The sequence below is a fragment of the Bacillus sp. 1735sda2 genome (genome assembly GCF_024159245.1).
Classification (GTDB): Bacteria; Bacillota; Bacilli; order Bacillales; family Bacillaceae; genus Bacillus; species Bacillus pumilus_O.
Genome location: NZ_JAMYWZ010000001.1, coordinates 1,008,656 through 1,023,578 on the forward strand (window position 1 = coordinate 1,008,656; position 14,923 = coordinate 1,023,578).

The 14,923-nt window shown below is 39.8% G+C and carries 19 protein-coding genes; 10 read left to right on the plus strand and 9 right to left on the minus strand.

From position 1 onward, the window contains the following. Positions 1-42 precede the first annotated feature (42 nt). The gene (locus NKR21_RS05105; RefSeq protein ID WP_012009445.1) at positions 43-231 is read right to left on the minus strand and encodes a YhzD family protein; all 189 of its coding nucleotides are present in this window, start codon (positions 229-231) and stop codon (positions 43-45) included. Positions 232-403: 172 nt separating this feature from the next. On the opposite strand from NKR21_RS05105, the gene NKR21_RS05110 reads away from it, so the two are divergent. The 4 genes from NKR21_RS05110 (at position 404) to NKR21_RS05125 (ending at position 5,778) form a co-directional block, all read left to right on the plus strand. Continuing rightward, positions 404-1,618, plus strand: a complete 1,215-nt coding sequence (locus NKR21_RS05110; RefSeq protein WP_144456151.1) for a metallophosphoesterase family protein — start codon at positions 404-406, stop codon at positions 1,616-1,618. Positions 1,619-1,634: 16 nt separating this feature from the next. Next, a complete protein-coding gene (locus NKR21_RS05115) occupies positions 1,635-4,424 on the plus strand; it encodes an ATP-binding protein (protein ID WP_144456149.1) in 2,790 nt (929 codons plus the stop codon). Between the two features lie 62 nt (positions 4,425-4,486). Continuing rightward, the gene (gene yhaM, locus NKR21_RS05120) at positions 4,487-5,431 is read left to right on the plus strand and encodes a 3'-5' exoribonuclease YhaM (protein ID WP_003211952.1); all 945 of its coding nucleotides are present in this window, start codon (positions 4,487-4,489) and stop codon (positions 5,429-5,431) included. A 116-nt stretch (positions 5,432-5,547) separates the two neighbouring features. Next, entirely contained in the window at positions 5,548-5,778 is a 231-nt protein-coding gene (locus tag NKR21_RS05125) for a sporulation YhaL family protein (RefSeq protein ID WP_012009448.1), read from the plus strand. A 53-nt stretch (positions 5,779-5,831) separates the two neighbouring features. On the opposite strand, the gene NKR21_RS05130 is transcribed toward NKR21_RS05125, so the two are convergent. After that, entirely contained in the window at positions 5,832-6,710 is an 879-nt protein-coding gene (locus NKR21_RS05130; RefSeq protein ID WP_012009449.1) for a peptidylprolyl isomerase, read from the minus strand. 161 nt (positions 6,711-6,871) lie between these two features. Here NKR21_RS05130 and NKR21_RS05135 point away from each other — a divergent pair, with 161 nt between their 5' ends. Both NKR21_RS05135 and NKR21_RS05140 read left to right on the plus strand, forming a co-directional pair. Then, on the plus strand, positions 6,872-6,958 hold the full coding sequence (locus tag NKR21_RS05135; protein ID WP_008361129.1) for a YjcZ family sporulation protein: 87 nt from the start codon (positions 6,872-6,874) through the stop codon (positions 6,956-6,958). A gap of 145 nt (positions 6,959-7,103) precedes the next feature. Next, positions 7,104-7,193, plus strand: a complete 90-nt coding sequence (locus NKR21_RS05140) for a YjcZ family sporulation protein (RefSeq protein WP_017360317.1) — start codon at positions 7,104-7,106, stop codon at positions 7,191-7,193. Between the two features lie 52 nt (positions 7,194-7,245). Here NKR21_RS05140 and NKR21_RS05145 read toward each other — a convergent pair whose 3' ends face one another. After that, positions 7,246-7,431, minus strand: coding sequence for a hypothetical protein (locus tag NKR21_RS05145; RefSeq protein ID WP_072368131.1), 186 nt, complete (start codon positions 7,429-7,431; stop codon positions 7,246-7,248). 82 nt (positions 7,432-7,513) lie between these two features. Next, positions 7,514-8,032 carry a DUF3267 domain-containing protein gene (locus tag NKR21_RS05150; protein WP_144456147.1) on the minus strand — a complete coding sequence of 173 codons (519 nt, stop codon included), beginning with the start codon at positions 8,030-8,032 and terminating at the stop codon, positions 7,514-7,516. Between the two features lie 233 nt (positions 8,033-8,265). Here NKR21_RS05150 and NKR21_RS05155 point away from each other — a divergent pair, with 233 nt between their 5' ends. Then, positions 8,266-8,610: a YhaI family protein gene (locus NKR21_RS05155; protein ID WP_012009451.1), complete on the plus strand. Its 345-nt coding sequence runs from the start codon at positions 8,266-8,268 to the stop codon at positions 8,608-8,610. Here NKR21_RS05155 and NKR21_RS05160 read toward each other — a convergent pair. Together NKR21_RS05160 and NKR21_RS05165 are read right to left on the minus strand one after the other, a co-directional pair. Further along, entirely contained in the window at positions 8,588-9,208 is a 621-nt protein-coding gene (locus NKR21_RS05160) for an HTH-type transcriptional regulator Hpr (RefSeq protein WP_012009452.1), read from the minus strand. The two genes, NKR21_RS05155 and NKR21_RS05160, sit on opposite strands and share 23 nt — an antisense overlap. Positions 9,209-9,395: 187 nt before the next feature. Next, positions 9,396-9,752, minus strand: coding sequence for a YtxH domain-containing protein (locus NKR21_RS05165; protein ID WP_007497160.1), 357 nt, complete (start codon positions 9,750-9,752; stop codon positions 9,396-9,398). Positions 9,753-9,880: 128 nt separating this feature from the next. On the opposite strand from NKR21_RS05165, the gene yhzF reads away from it, so the two are divergent. Further along, entirely contained in the window at positions 9,881-10,072 is a 192-nt protein-coding gene (gene yhzF, locus NKR21_RS05170) for a membrane protein YhzF (RefSeq protein ID WP_003211362.1), read from the plus strand. 49 nt (positions 10,073-10,121) lie between these two features. Here yhzF and NKR21_RS05175 read toward each other — a convergent pair whose 3' ends face one another. From NKR21_RS05175 to NKR21_RS05185, 3 genes are all read right to left on the minus strand, one after another. Further along, entirely contained in the window at positions 10,122-10,640 is a 519-nt protein-coding gene (locus tag NKR21_RS05175) for a tryptophan transporter (protein ID WP_003212065.1), read from the minus strand. A gap of 125 nt (positions 10,641-10,765) precedes the next feature. Beyond that, positions 10,766-11,845: a 3-phosphoserine/phosphohydroxythreonine transaminase gene (gene serC / locus NKR21_RS05180; protein WP_144456145.1), complete on the minus strand. Its 1,080-nt coding sequence runs from the start codon at positions 11,843-11,845 to the stop codon at positions 10,766-10,768. 159 nt (positions 11,846-12,004) lie between these two features. Further along, a complete protein-coding gene (locus NKR21_RS05185; RefSeq protein ID WP_008348883.1) occupies positions 12,005-12,433 on the minus strand; it encodes an HIT family protein in 429 nt (142 codons plus the stop codon). Between the two features lie 487 nt (positions 12,434-12,920). Between NKR21_RS05185 and NKR21_RS05190 the strand changes: the two genes are divergently transcribed. Then, positions 12,921-13,661 (plus strand): ABC transporter ATP-binding protein, encoded by a 741-nt coding sequence (locus NKR21_RS05190; protein ID WP_003212171.1) that lies wholly within the window; start codon positions 12,921-12,923, stop codon positions 13,659-13,661. Continuing rightward, the gene (locus NKR21_RS05195; protein WP_144456142.1) at positions 13,654-14,874 is read left to right on the plus strand and encodes an ABC transporter permease; all 1,221 of its coding nucleotides are present in this window, start codon (positions 13,654-13,656) and stop codon (positions 14,872-14,874) included. The genes NKR21_RS05190 and NKR21_RS05195 overlap by 8 nt, the downstream gene beginning before the upstream one ends. The last annotated feature ends 49 nt before the right edge of the window (positions 14,875-14,923 follow it).

The window sequence follows — 14,923 nt, forward strand, 5'->3', positions numbered from 1 at the left end:
AGCCCTTTGCCAATAATGTGAGGCGGGCGAATGCCGGCTTTTTTAACGTTCAAATAAAAGCAGCTTGCCTGCATCATCAACGAGACGATGAGAATGCTTCGTGTATTGCTGTTCTAATAAGCGATGGCGACCTAATTCCTTTGCCTTTTCATCACTATCTGTTGTGATTTTTTCATTTAATAAAGTCTCACCGGATGGGTCAAATACAGTTAAAAAGTATGTCTTCTCCATTCCTCAACTTCCTTTCCTCTGCTTTTCTATGTAATTAAACAAAGAATAAGACAAAACCTCCTTTTTATCCCTTAAAAATCTGTTTTTTAGAATAAGAGTTATAGAACGTGCATTCGCAAAAATGGCATGATAAAATATGGACAATGACAGTATCGGACAAGGAGATAGACGTTTGACTAAGCTCACTTTTATTCATGCCGCAGATTTACATTTAGACAGTCCATTTGTAGGAATGTCGAATATCCCTAGCTTACCCTTTAAGCGGCTCAAAGAAAGTACATTTCAAAGTGCTAAGAACATCTTTGATCTCGCCGTTGAGCGGGCAGTAGACTTTGTGCTGCTGAGCGGAGATTTATTTGATGAATCCAATCGCAGCTTGAAAGCACAGCTGTTTTTAAGAAACCAGTTTGTAAGACTGCAAACACACGGGATTGAAGTCTTTATTATTTATGGGAATCATGATCATTTAGGCGGTGAATGGACACCGATTGAGTGGCCCGAGAATGTACAGGTCTTTACGAGTAGTACACCAAGTGAGCTCTCCTATTATCGAGGGGATCAGCTTGTCGCGAGTATTTATGGGTTTAGCTACAAAGAGCGGGCTGTCTATGAAAATATGACATCTCATTATGTCAAAACGACAGATGCTGCCTATCACATTGCGATGCTGCACGGTACATTAGCTGGACAAGAAGGTCATGACGCGTATGCACCTTTTCAGCTTGAACAGCTCCTTTCCCGGGATTTCGATTATTGGGCGCTTGGACATATACATAAGAGAGCCCTTCTGCATGAAGACCCGTTGATTATTTATCCTGGTAACATGCAGGGCAGACATATAAAAGAAACAGGAGAGAAAGGCTGTTACGTTGTTCAACTCTCCGAGGATTCTGAAACAGCGGAATTTATTAGCTGTGCGGATGTGATGTTTGAGACACTTACAATAGACATCACAGAGACGGTTCATATGACGGATCTTGTGACACTTGTGGATAACAAAATGAGTGAACTGAAAGAGGAAGGTGTCCCTCATTTTGTGAAAATTGAATTGACAGGTGAGGCACCTCCTTACTTTGAGCATACTCAGCTTGAGTTGCTTGAGGAGCTGATGACCGTTCTTCATGAACAGGAAGAAGATGAAGATGTATTCGTTTGGGTCATATCGATTGACTGCCAAACAAATAAGAATGTCGCCTATCCAGAAGATTCTTTTTTGAAGGAACTCACTGCTGAAATGTCACAGTTTGAGGCTTATGAAGAGCTTCTATCACCAATCAAGCGTCATCCAATCTATAGAAAGTCAGGAAAAGCGCTCACAAAAGAGGATGAAATGGATATAAAAGAAGAAGCGCAAAGGCTGCTGACAGAACAGCTAAAGCAATTATGAGAAAAGGAGAGGCACAATGAAAATACGTTCACTCCATATCGCCCATTTCGGTAAATTTTCAAATCGCACCTTTCACTTTTCTGATGACGGTTTTCAGCTAGTTTACGGTCTGAATGAATCGGGGAAAACGACATTGAAAACGTTTATTGAATCGATGTTATTTGGTTTTCCAAAAAACAAGATGTACAAGTCGAAACAGGGTTCTTTTTATGGTGGTTCCCTCACTTGTCATGATGACGAGATTGGCGTTATTCACATTGAGAGAACATCCGACCGCGGTGGGCATGCACAGGTGTTTTTACCGAATGGTGAAGTGAAAGACGAAGCTTTTCTACAGGCGCTTTTAAAGGGAACGGATCGCAGATTATATCAATCAATCTATTCGTTTGATGTGTTTGGACTGCAAAATGTCCAAGCCTTAAACCAGGATCAGATAGGCGAATTTCTACTTTTCTCAAGTTTATTTGGCTCAGATGCAGCCACCAAGATGGATAGCAGGCTGCTAAAGCAACAGGAACAGCTGTTTAAACCAAATGGCCGCAAGCCTGAATTAAACCAGCAGCTTGATCGTTTAAAAGAGCTGACAGGTCAGTTGAAACAAGCGAGATTGGTAGAAGGTAGCTATACCGAAAAGAAACGGGAGCAATCTGAATTAACGGAGACGATCGAAAAGCTTCAAAATGAAATGAAACAAGCGGAAGAACACCTTCAGAAACTGACTGAATCCATTCAAGTCTATCCCATGATTGAGAAAAAAGTGGAGTTGAAAAAGGAATTAGCCCGCTTTCCAGACCGAGTCAAACGTTTTAGAGCAGAAACCAAGCATGAGCTTGATAAACTAGAATCACACCTTCACCCGAAAAACGCTCAATTAACTGCACTGAAACAGAAGTTAGATCATTTGCAAACCTCACTCGTACAAGTTCAACCGCTTTATGACAAGGATACCTTAATGGAGATGAATAGAGTCGTAGATGAAGCATCGAATGCTGAGCTTGTGAAAAAACGCATAGCAGAGTGTCGAGCAAACCGTGATTCATTGAAACAAAAAATAGACGAAGCGGAAGTAAAGCTAAAGTGGGAGCGCCCGATAAAGCTCGAACAAATCGACGATTCGCTTGAATTTGAGTGGGAATTAAAGGAGACTGTCACTCAATACATCCGTCTCATGGACAGAAAGGCGCAGTTAGATGAACGTTTTGATCACGCGAGACATGAGCTGGACGAAGCAGAAGCTGTTCTAAAAGGGTTAAAGGAACAGCAAGTAAAACTGCACGGAGCAGAAGATGATGCGAATAATACAAGATCGAAAAAGAAACCGATTGATTCACAGGCGTCGCTATTCCAAGGCTTGATCGCATTTGATGTGGTGTTTCTGTTTGTTCTATTCTTTTTAACAGAGTGGTGGATCACACTATTATTTGCGGGATTTTCTGTTTTTCTCTTCTTTGTCATTTACTCATTCAGTCAAAGAAACTCTAATAAACAAAGAAACGGAGAAGACGCCTTAGATTCCTTTCAAGTGCAGGCAGCTTCTGCTGAAACACTTATGAGGCAGAAGGAGCTGCTCTACGAAAGAATCATCCGGCAATATGAAGACTGGGAGCTAGAGCTCGAGCCTGTCCAGCAGCAAGTAGAGGAAAAGAAGAGACAGCTTGGCTTGTCGTCTGAGCTTTCTTTCCTAGTAGAGGCCTTCCATATTCTAAAACAATTAAAAATGAATACAGCGGCATATGACGAGTTTCAGCGTGAAATAGAAAAGCTCTCCGATCAGCAATCGATTTATGAGCGCAAAGTTTCAGCGTTAAGCAGTATCCTTCAAAAAAAGGAAGGAACTATTCAGGAGAATATTTCAGTCTTTCAAGAGATATTGAAAGATGAGACGAAAAGAGAAAAAGAACGCCAGACATTACATGTATCCATTCAACATGCGATGCAGCAGCTCACGACACTAGAAGGTGAAATTCAATATTACGAAAAACAAACGGATGAGCTTTTTCGTCAAGTAGAAGCAGAGTCCAAAGAAGATTACCAAGTGCTTTCTCATCTATCGAAAGAATACCGAGAACGACTTTCTGAGCTGCAGCAGCTGAATCAAGAGCTTCATAGAAGCGGTTGTTTTGATGAGGAGGAATGGATTGTTCGCAAAGGACTACCTCTTCTTGAGGAGGAGTGTGCCAAAGCAAAGCAGCACCTTCATGACGTTCAATTGAATGCGGAGAATACGGAAAAACGTTTAGCAGAACTAGCGGTGGAAATACGGCAAATAGAAGCTTCTGGAACAGTGTCTGATTTGACTCATCAGCTTACCGCAGAGCAGGAGCATGCGAAGCACCTCGCGAAAAAGTGGGCTGCCATTCAGCTTGTCCGCACCGTCATACGAGAAAAATTGAATGAGCATAAAGAAACAAGGTTGCCTGCATTGCTTCACACAGCCTCTAGTTTTATCCAACCGTTAACAAATGATCGTTATGAAGCGATTTTATTTTCACCTGAAGATGATTTGCTCATGGTGAAAAGAATGGATGGACGAATATTCCGCCCAGAGGAGCTTTCACAGGCAACGTGTGAACAGGTCTATCTGGCGATTCGTTTTGCGCTTGCTTTGTCTCATCAGCAAGATTGCCAGCTTCCGTTTATGATGGATGACAGCTTTGTTCATTTTGATCACGTTCGTCTAGGCAGAGTGCTGGAGATGATGAACGAGCTCACACGTTTTGAAACACAGCTGTTTTATTTCACCTGTCATGAGCATATGAAGCAAGCAGCAGAAGATGGACAGGTTACGAGTTTAGCAGTTGAATGATTGACAAATAATGACTTATGTTATACTTATATGAGCAGAAACATGGAAGGAGCTTTTATTGAATGGCTAAAGGGATCATGACCTATGATGTCGGCGAACAAGTTGACCTGCATTTATTAATTAAATCATCTACTAAAGGGATTGCGAGTAATGGCAAACCATTTTTAACGTTAATTCTTCAAGATCAAAGTGGAGATATTGAGGCGAAATTATGGGATGCGAAGCAGAATGATGAACAAACCTATGCCGCACAAACCATTGTGAAGGTAGTTGGCGATATTCATCATTATCGCGGGAGGAATCAGCTGAAACTTAGGAATATACGCCCTGTTGCTGAAAATGAGCAAATTCGAATTGATGATTTTCTCGAAACAGCTCCTATTCCAAAGCATGATATGATGGATACAATTATGCAATATATTTTTGATATGAAAAACCCTAATATACAGCGTGTCACAAGACATTTGCTGAAAAAATATGGACAGGAATTCGCTGACTATCCAGCAGCGACAAAAAACCATCACGAATTTGTTTCTGGTCTTGCTTATCACGTAGTGTCCATGCTGCATTTGGCTAAATCAATTGTGGATCTATATCCATCATTAGATCGAGATCTTTTATATTCAGGCATCATTCTTCATGATTTAGGAAAAGTCAAAGAGCTTTCAGGCCCAGTCTCAACCACCTATACGGTGGAAGGGAATTTAATTGGTCATATATCAATTATGGTGACAGAAATTGCGAAAGCTGCTGAAGAGCTTGGGATTGATTCAGAAGAAATTTTAATTCTACAGCACTTAGTACTAAGTCATCACGGAAAAGGTGAGTGGGGAAGCCCGAAACCACCAATGGTGAAGGAAGCCGAAATTCTCCACTATATTGATAATTTAGATGCGAAGATGAATATGATGGATCGTGCGCTTGAGCATGTGAAGCCAGGAGAATATACAGAACGTATTTTTGCGTTAGAGAATCGTTCATTTTATAAACCAACTTTTCACGAGTAATCATGTGAGAACGTCCGCTTATGCGGGCGTTTTTTTCATAACTTGTCTTCTTTTTGCATAAGCATGTAACACAAAGGAAAAGAGAGCTGTTCTGAAAAAAAGGAGGCGATGAAAAAATGTTGTTTTTTCCATGGTGGGTGTATGCATGTATCATTGGCATTATTTTCTGTGCGTATAAATTAATGACAACGGCCAAAGAGGAGCAAGAGATTGATCAATCCTTTATTGAGAAGGAAGGAGAGATTTTTATCGAGCGAATGGAGCAAGAAAGAGAGCGCAGACGTCAGGGACAGCAAATGAAAAGATCCCAAGATTCGGCGGCACATGAAGATCACTCGATTGCTTAATCAGATGTTATAAAAACCCCTCTGCCTGATCACGGCAGAGGGGTTTTTGGTGATTATTGGTTTTGTTGTTGTTGTTGTGCAGGTTGTTGAGATTTTTCTTTAAACGTGTTTTCAAGCTCTTTATCTTTTACTTTCACATCTGCATCTTTCACCAATTTGTTTAAGATGGTTTGGATTTCATTTGTGTCTGCTTGTTTTTGATCAAGTAGTTCTTTTTTCAAGTCTGCTTTCATGTCATCATATTTACCGCGTTCTTCGGTCTTTTTAATGATATGGTAGCCGAATTGTGATTTCACTGGTTTGCTGATTTCATTCACTTTTAGTTTGAATGCAGCTTTACTGAAGTTCTCGTCCATTTGACCTTCTTTTGCGAACCAGCCTACATCTCCGCCTTGTGCAGCTGAAGCAGTATCAGTTGAATATTCAGACACTACAGCATCCCATTTTTCACCTTTATCTAATTTCTTTTCCACTTCGTCAGCTGTTTTCTTATCAGCTACTAGAATATGGCTTGCGCGGATTTTCCCTTTTAGGTCATCGTAATACGCTTTTACTTCTTTATCAGTGATTTTGATGTTAGCTTTGGCAGCCTTTTGAGTCAGCAGCTCATATTTCACTTGATCTTTGATGTAATCTTTTCCGAATTCATCTTGAAGTTGTTTTAAACGATCTTCACCAAGTGTCTTTTTATATTCTTCCATTTTCTTATCAATTTCTTTATCAGATACTTTGTATTTGTCAGCAAGAACCTTTTGTTGAACAAGTAGATTTAAAGCATCTCCACCTGCTTGTTTCTTAAGAGTTGTATAAAGCTCTTCTTTTGTGACATCTCCTGATTTTGTTGTTGCGATGACATCTTTATCACCGCTACTGCATGCGCCAAGAGTTAAAACACTAACTGCTGTTACAGCTGCTAAAGCCATTTTTTTCATTCAAAAAACACTCCTAATCTTTCCAATTTATTTATCATTGCTTGTATCATAACATATTGTGACACGCAGTAAAAAGAAATGCAAATGGAAGGGCATTCGTCTAGTCAAAAATTTGCGCGCGACATACACATATAGTGATCACAAAAAGGAGGCTGAATTATATGGGAGCAGGATATTCTAATGGGTTTGCTTTATTGGTCGTGCTATTCATTTTGCTGATCATCGTTGGTGCAGCATATCTTTACTAATTAAATCGCTGTGACAGAAAGGAGCCGTCCTGCCATGCGTGCGGGCGGTTCTTTTTTCAAACGATGACAGGTGCCTAAACGTTTTCAATTTTATTGCATACACTGAGCTTAGAACAGAGGAAGAACTGGCAGGAGGTGTTTTTACATGGGAGGAGAAGTCTTCGCAGGCGGTTTTGCACTAGTCGTCGTGTTATTCATCTTATTGATCATTATCGGTGCATCTTGGATTTGCTAATAATAAATATACACAAAAAGCTGCCCTCAAACTGGCAGCTTTTGCTTTGATCTTAAATAGATATGGTAATTTCAACAAATGATGAGATCAGTAAGATCAGTATCGATACATTGATAAAGCGAAACACCTTATCTTGCCGTTCTTCAGGAATCTCTCTGACAAGGCATAATGTATTAGTAAGCCTGTTTATTGAATACACAATAAACGCGGCAAAGACGATGAAGTAAAATAAAACTATCGGAGATCCCCCCTCTCTATGCTATTCCCATACTACATTACCAAATTTTTTATGAAAAAGATAGAAGTTGGCTTTAAAAACCTCATGATGAGGATGTTTGGTCAACTAAAATATCAAACTCGTCTTGGGCTTGATCGATGATACAGGATTTAGGTGCTTTGAGCAGTTTCCATGCAAATAAAAAGTCAGGCAAACAATAGCCTGCATGAATACTTGCGATGATGATAAAATAGTGTGCATACATAGGAAACGACACACCTAACACAAAGTAAACCGGTGAAATCACACAAAATGGACTAAGAAGTGAATAAAGCATGATGTTCTTTGGCACACGCTGCCAGCAATTTCGTTTAAATAACGTCATTTTTTTCTTGTTTTTCATCACTGGGATCAAGTGAACCACACGGTGGACAAGCAACGTCACAAGTAAAAGCATAGCAAAAAGCGGTGCGTTGTGACTGCTTAGTCTCGTTTCAGGATGAGTCAGTTGAAAACATAAAAAAGCCGTAATGAAAAAAAGTATAGCAAGACTTATGGCTGAAATCAGCAGTCTTGTATAACCATAATCCTTTTCAAGATTAATGGTCTTCCAACAATTCATTTTTCATCCTTCCAATCTTAAAAAACTAATTGAATATCTCAAGATAATTTACTCTTCCTGAGGATAAAAATCAATGGTTTTTATGAAAAAAAATAAAATGTTGTGTTCATATGGAATAAAGAGAGGAAACTTTGGATTTTTCAAGAAAAAAAGACAGAAGAGGGAGGTTCGTCTCTTTCGTCAATGAGTAATTTCGGCTAGAATAGAAAGACTAAGAGAAAGAGGGAACGTACATGAGTATTGAGGAACGAATGAGCCAGCTCGAATATTATATGGAACTTTTGCTGACGGCGACCGATATGAGCCGTTATCCATATTATGCATTATTGATGAGGCAGCAGGTATCGAAAGAAGAAGCGCAGGAAATTGAGCGTATTTGTGCTGAGCTTTCAGAGGAAATGGACAAGCAAAAAGCACAAGGCTACGTCATGTTTGACGATATGCTTGCGCTTTTTGCAGGACAGTTAATTGAAAAGCTGGATGTGCATGAGACGATATTTGCATTGCATGATCAAGGGCTGTTTCAGCCGTTAATGAATGAATTTATAAAGATCATTAAACAATTTGATTTGCTTTAGCCGCTTTTTCTGCTGCATCAGCTGAGTCTTCAAGTTCCTCAGACTTTTTAGTGACTCTTCCTCGCTCGTTCAAAAAGTCCTTCTCAATGTTTGAAAACGATTTCTCAAAAATCTCCATGAAGTCCTCACCATAGATGTTTCGGATAATACACATCATTTCTAAAATCTCAGGGAATTTTCCGTAAATGTCATGAAGCGGCTGTGCGCCTTTGACAATACCAGTTCTTGCCGGGTCATAATCTTCGAGTAGTTTATGGAATGTCTCTTCGCCTTTTGGCGTTAGCTCAATATACGTATTGCGTTTATCGTTTAACTTTTTAGAAAATTTTAAAAATCCTCGTTCCTCCAGTTTCTTGGAGAAGTTAAACGCTGTTGATACGTGCATGACGCCAAACTTTGCAATTTCTGATATTGAAGCTCCTTTTAATTGATACGCAATCCACAAAATATGATGTTCATTGATATTTAGGTTATACGGTTTGATCCACTGCTGCCAGTCCTTTTCAATGGATTTCCAAAGAGCTTTGCTCAATTGGGCCATTCTTTGACTGAATAAAAGTGCTTCTTTTACATCGAAAGGCTGTTCCGAATGATTCATCCATTTCACCTACTTCTCTTTTTCTTGTAATTCTATTATGCCAATAAAATAAAGATTAATAAAGCTGAAAATTCAAGAATTTTTAAAACTCATGAAAAACATTGTCAAAATAACCTTTTTTCAACAAAAAAAGTGCGGGATACGCACCCCGCACACTTTTGTAAACGAATATTTTTTCTTGAGTATATTAGTTTTGTAAGGTTTTCTCCAGTTGCTTGAGCTTTTCCTCAATTTCCTGAATTTCCTTTTGCAAATCCTGCTGATGAGGCTTGATTTCTTCACGCCATTGCTGAATCGATGTTTGTAATTCAGTTCCGACTTCTTTAATGACCTCTGCACTTTCTTTTGCTGTTTCAACAATTTGCTCTTTTAAAGCTTGTCCATCTCTTTTTAATCTTGTCAGCGTATCTTCGAATTTGTCATAGCCGTCTTTCATCTTTCCGCGCACATCTCTGCCAGAAGAGGGAGTCGTCAGGAGCACTGCCGCACCTCCGAGGAGACCGCCTACAAATAATCCTGTTAATAAAGAACGTCCACTAGCCATTCAAATCACCTCTAGTCAAATTTTACACATTCGCATGTTCTCTCTGAGCTGACGATCAGCTTCATTGAACTTCCATACATAGCTTGCTTTATTTTAGCATACTTTTGAAGAAAAGGGAGGGGAGAAGGTTGTCTGTCTTTCTGTTCGTTTTTACGTGTATCGGTGTCGTTTTTACAGGTGGCTCTATTCATTATGCAAGACAGCTGGGGTATGCGGGGTCTTATCCGCCAAAACATGTATTAAAGCAAAAAGCACTTGTGTGTGCGGCAGGTGCAGGAATTTCGCTCCTCATTTTGCTTTTGACCCTTTTTCTTTTATAAAAGCATGAAAAAAACCTCTTCATCTATTATGAAGAGGTTCGATTATTTGTTAAGCAACTTCTATCATTCTTGCACGTCTGAGAATGGACTGAGCAATTGGGAAGACAAATACCATAGCAATGGTATTAATCACGGCTGCTGGCAGAACGACGCCTACAAGAAGTGCAGGTAATGCAGCTGGCAGTCCAGTGATCAGTAATGCGGCAGATAGGAAAATCACGCCGGATACGATGGTTCCAATCGCAGTTAACACAGCGGTCAGCACTACTTTGTTCTTTATCTTCATGCAAGATAAGAAAAGGGCTAAGAAGATAAAGGCTGTCACTGGTTTATCAATCATATTTGGAATTTGTCCGCCTGGGAAACCTGTTGTTAATGCAGAAATGGCGCCTGTTACGAGGGCAATCACCACGACATGCTGTACCTTTGGGAAAAGGATGATGCTTAAAAACATCATGACCAGCATCATATCAGGTTTCATTCCGAAAAAGATGGGCGGGAAAATCGTATGCAAAACAGCTCCCATTGCTGCAAGCAATGACATAATGACTAATTCTTTTGTTTTCATTTCTATGCTCTCCTCTGCTAAGCTCTTAGAACTCTCCAATAATATGGCTCATCATTTATTGCAAGAGTCATCACTTTATATTTCTCGTTATTATAACAAATTTATTTCTCTATAGAAAAGCTTTTTCACTCATTTTCTTGCTGGAACTTTTTCATAAAGTCCGCAAGCTTTTGGCAGTCTTCAATCGATACCGCATTGTAAATAGATGCTCTGCATCCACCGACAGAACGATGACCGGCAAGTCCAACCATTTGTTCCTGCTTTGCTTTCTCTACAAAGGATGCAGTGAGTGCATCATCACGAAGGGTAAATGTGACATTCATATGCGACCGGCTATCAGTTCGTGCGTGTCCTTTGTAAAAACCGCCGCTTTGATCAATTGTGTCGTAGAGAATGCCTGCTTTTTGTTCATTTCTTTTTTCCGCTGCTTCTACGCCGCCAGCCTGTTTAACATGGTCAAGGACAAGAGACAGCATATAAATCGCAAAAGTCGGTGGGGTGTGATAAAGAGAGCCAGCTTTTGCGTGTGTTGAATATTTTAATATTTTCGGTGTGCTCTTTTTCTCTTTTTCTAATAAACGTTTGCGCGCGATCACAATCGTGATACCAGAAGGCCCTAAGTTTTTTTGTGCCCCAGCATAAATGAGATCAAATTGAGAAACATCGATTTTTTTGCTGAGAATATCACTGGACATATCCGCAATGAGCGGTAATGATGTACCAGGGAACGTTTTCCACTGAGTGCCGAAGATCGTATTGTTTGATGTGATGTGTAAATAAGCGCCATCTGTTAAAGCGGAGGCATCTACTTCTGGAATATACGAGTAGTTGTCGTCTTCACTTGAAGCAAACACAGATGTTTCACCAAACCCTTTTGCTTCTGATAATGCTTTTTCTGACCAAGCGCCTGTTTGAATGAAATGAGCCGTTTCGCCTTCATGTAAGAAGTTCATAGGAATCATCGCAAATTGAAGGCTAGCTCCGCCCTGTAAAAAGAGGACTTCGTAATCTTCAGGAATGTCCATCAGTTCAACCAACAATGATTTTGCCTTATTGTGGACTTCTTCATATTCACCACTGCGATGCGACAGCTCCATTACAGACATTCCAGTTTGTTTAAAATCAACAAGTTCTTCCTGTGCCTTTTTAAGCACTTCTAGCGGCAGTGCCGCAGGACCAGCATTAAAATTCGTCGTTCGCTTCATCACAATCTCTCCCTATTTCTCGCGTTAATGGATCAAAAGATAAAACCATCCTATCACAAATTTGAAGCAATTGGACAAAAAATTTGAATCGTTCTAAATATCTTACTATTAAGAAACAAAGGGGAGAAAAAGGGGTAGAAATGAGAAAAACCTCATCTATTAAGATGAGGTAAGGCGCGTATGAATGGCAGAAGAAATGTCTTTTAAATCCTCTGACGTATATTGATCTTGATGTGATTTCCATACGGCACCAAAGCCATCGCCTTTGCCGTAACGCGGAATGATATGCATGTGGTAATGGAACACAGATTGTCCAGCTTTTTCGCCATTGTTGTTTAAAAGGTTTAATCCAATGGGTTCAAATTCCTGTTTGATCGCCCTTGCAATTTTCGGAATCGCTTGGAAGTAGTGATTAGACACTTCTGGTGTCATGTCATAGATGTTTTCTTTATGTATTTTCGGGATTACAAGGGTATGCCCTTTTGTTACTTGGCTAATATCTAGAAAAGCCAATACATGCTCGTCTTCATATACTTTTGCACATGGAATGTCTCCATCAATGATCTTGCAAAAAATACAATCGCTCACGTCATGTCACTCCTCATTCATTTTCCTTCATCGTATCACAAAAATGAGCAAAAAAGAAAACAGGACAAGCGAACTCCTTTGGTCGCTCATCCTGCTCCTGCAGAAGAAATGCTGATGCTTTCATTCGATATGCCTTTTGAATTCTCTATTTACTGAAATAAAGAATTCATATGCCTGCTATTTCTGCCGTAAACACCTCATTTGACGTTTTGGTTTGTCGTATACATATTGTATAGGACACAAAAATCAAGAATCAGTGAAGCAAAACAGAAGCTAAGGTTTTTAGATGAAAAACCAACTTGTCATGCGGTTCTTTGCCTTTAACAAACACCTCATTTACTTATTGGTCATCAAGTTCATTTCTTCTACATACATTATGATGACCAAGATGCCTATTTTTTATTCATGACTTGTCTATAGGTAAACATTTCAAATTACCTTTCGTTTTTGTTACTATAAAGGAAAAATGAAAGAAAGGAACGAATTCATGTCCCTTCTCACTGTAAAAGATGTAACGGGTGGATATACGAAGAATCCCGTTCTAAAAAATATCTCATTTGAATTAGAAAGAAATCAAATTGTTGGTCTCATCGGCTTAAACGGGGCGGGGAAAAGCACAACCATTCGCCATATCATCGGACTCATGAAACCGCATAAAGGTGTGATTGAATTAAACGGGCGAACCCTTCAAGATGATCAAGAGGCGTATCGTTCGCAATTTACGTTTATTCCAGAAACACCTGTATTATATGAAGAATTAACTTTAAAAGAGCATTTAGAGCTGACAGCGATGGCTTACGGACTGTCTAAGGAACAATTAGATGAACGCCTGCCGTCATTGCTGAAAGAATTTCGAATGGAGAAACGTTTGAAGTGGTTCCCTGCTCATTTTTCAAAAGGTATGAAGCAGAAGGTCATGATTATGTGTGCATTTCTTGTTGAACCAGAACTGTATATCATTGATGAACCGTTCTTAGGGCTTGATCCACTTGCGATTAATGCACTGCTTGAACGGATGAATGCCGCGAAGAAAAACGGCGCTAGTGTCCTGATGTCGACGCATATCTTGGCGACAGCAGAGCGCTATTGTGATTCTTTTATTATTTTGCACGAAGGGGAAATCAGAGCGAAAGGAACCCTGACGGAGCTGAGAGAACAGTTCAATATGAGAGATGCGACACTCGATGATCTTTATTTGGAATTAACAAAGGAAGAAAGCTATGAGTAAAACGACGCAAAGCATTTGGAAATCACGATTAGAGGAACACATACAAGATACAAGAAAATATTTAAAATACATGTTCAATGATCATCTTGTCATTGTGCTCATTTTTTTCCTTGCAGGCGGAGCGAGCTGGTATAGTAACTGGCTCAAACAAATTCCAGCTCATTTTCCATCCTACTGGGTTATGGCAGTTGTTTTCTCATTGGTACTGACAAGCTCTTACGTGCGGACGTTGATCAAAGAAGCAGATCTCGTGTTTTTGCTTCCTTTGGAAGGGAAGATGGAGCCTTATTTAAAACAAGCCTTTAACTTTAGCTTCATTTCTCAGCTGTTTCCTCTCATTGCTGTATCCATTGTCGCACTCCCGCTTTATTCGGCAGTGTCTTCAGGCGGCATCAAGATGTATGTGCTTATATTGGCGCAAATGATTTTGATCAAGGGTCTGAATACAGCGATTCAATGGAGAATGACGTATTTTCAAGGAAAACAAATGAGATGGCTTGATGCAGTCCTTCGTTTTCTATTGAATATGATTTTAATCTATACCGTTTTACAGGCATCCTATGCAATCGCAATCGTTTTTTATCTCATCTATGGTGTCTATCTTGTTTACTTAACCAATGCAGTCAAAAAGCAGCCTTTTCAATGGGAATTGCATATTTCTGACGAATTAAAACGAAAACAGCGTTTTTATCGTTTGGCCAATTTATTTACAGATGTGCCTCATTTGAAGAAACAGGTGAAAAGAAGAATCTATATGGACTGGCTTTTGCAGTTTGTTCCGTATGACCAGCGTAAAACTTTTTCTTACATGTATGTGAGGGCATTTTTACGGTCAAATGACTATTTTGGTCTTGTGATTAGGCTTACTGCCGTGTTTGTGCTAATTATTTTGTATACAGGTGCAGCAGGCTGGGTAGGTGCGCTGCTTGTCTTGTTCACCGTGTTTATCACAGGTGTCCAGCTAGTGCCGTTAACGAAGCACTTTGCCCACCTTTCTTTACAGGCACTTTATCCTGTTGCTCAACAAGAAAAGGATCGGAGCTTTTTTATTCTCGTCCGTAACGTGCTCATCATCCAATCGATATTGTTGAGCTGTGCAGTCCTACCGGCAGGAGGATGGCAGGGAAGTGGACTTGCCCTTTTGATTTCATTGGCATTTGTGCTTGTCCTCTTCAAGCCATACGTACTCAGTCGATTAAAAAAGATGAGATAGGCAGATATATGTGACCGACAGCGAGCGTATGATGACATCAAGGAGGGGA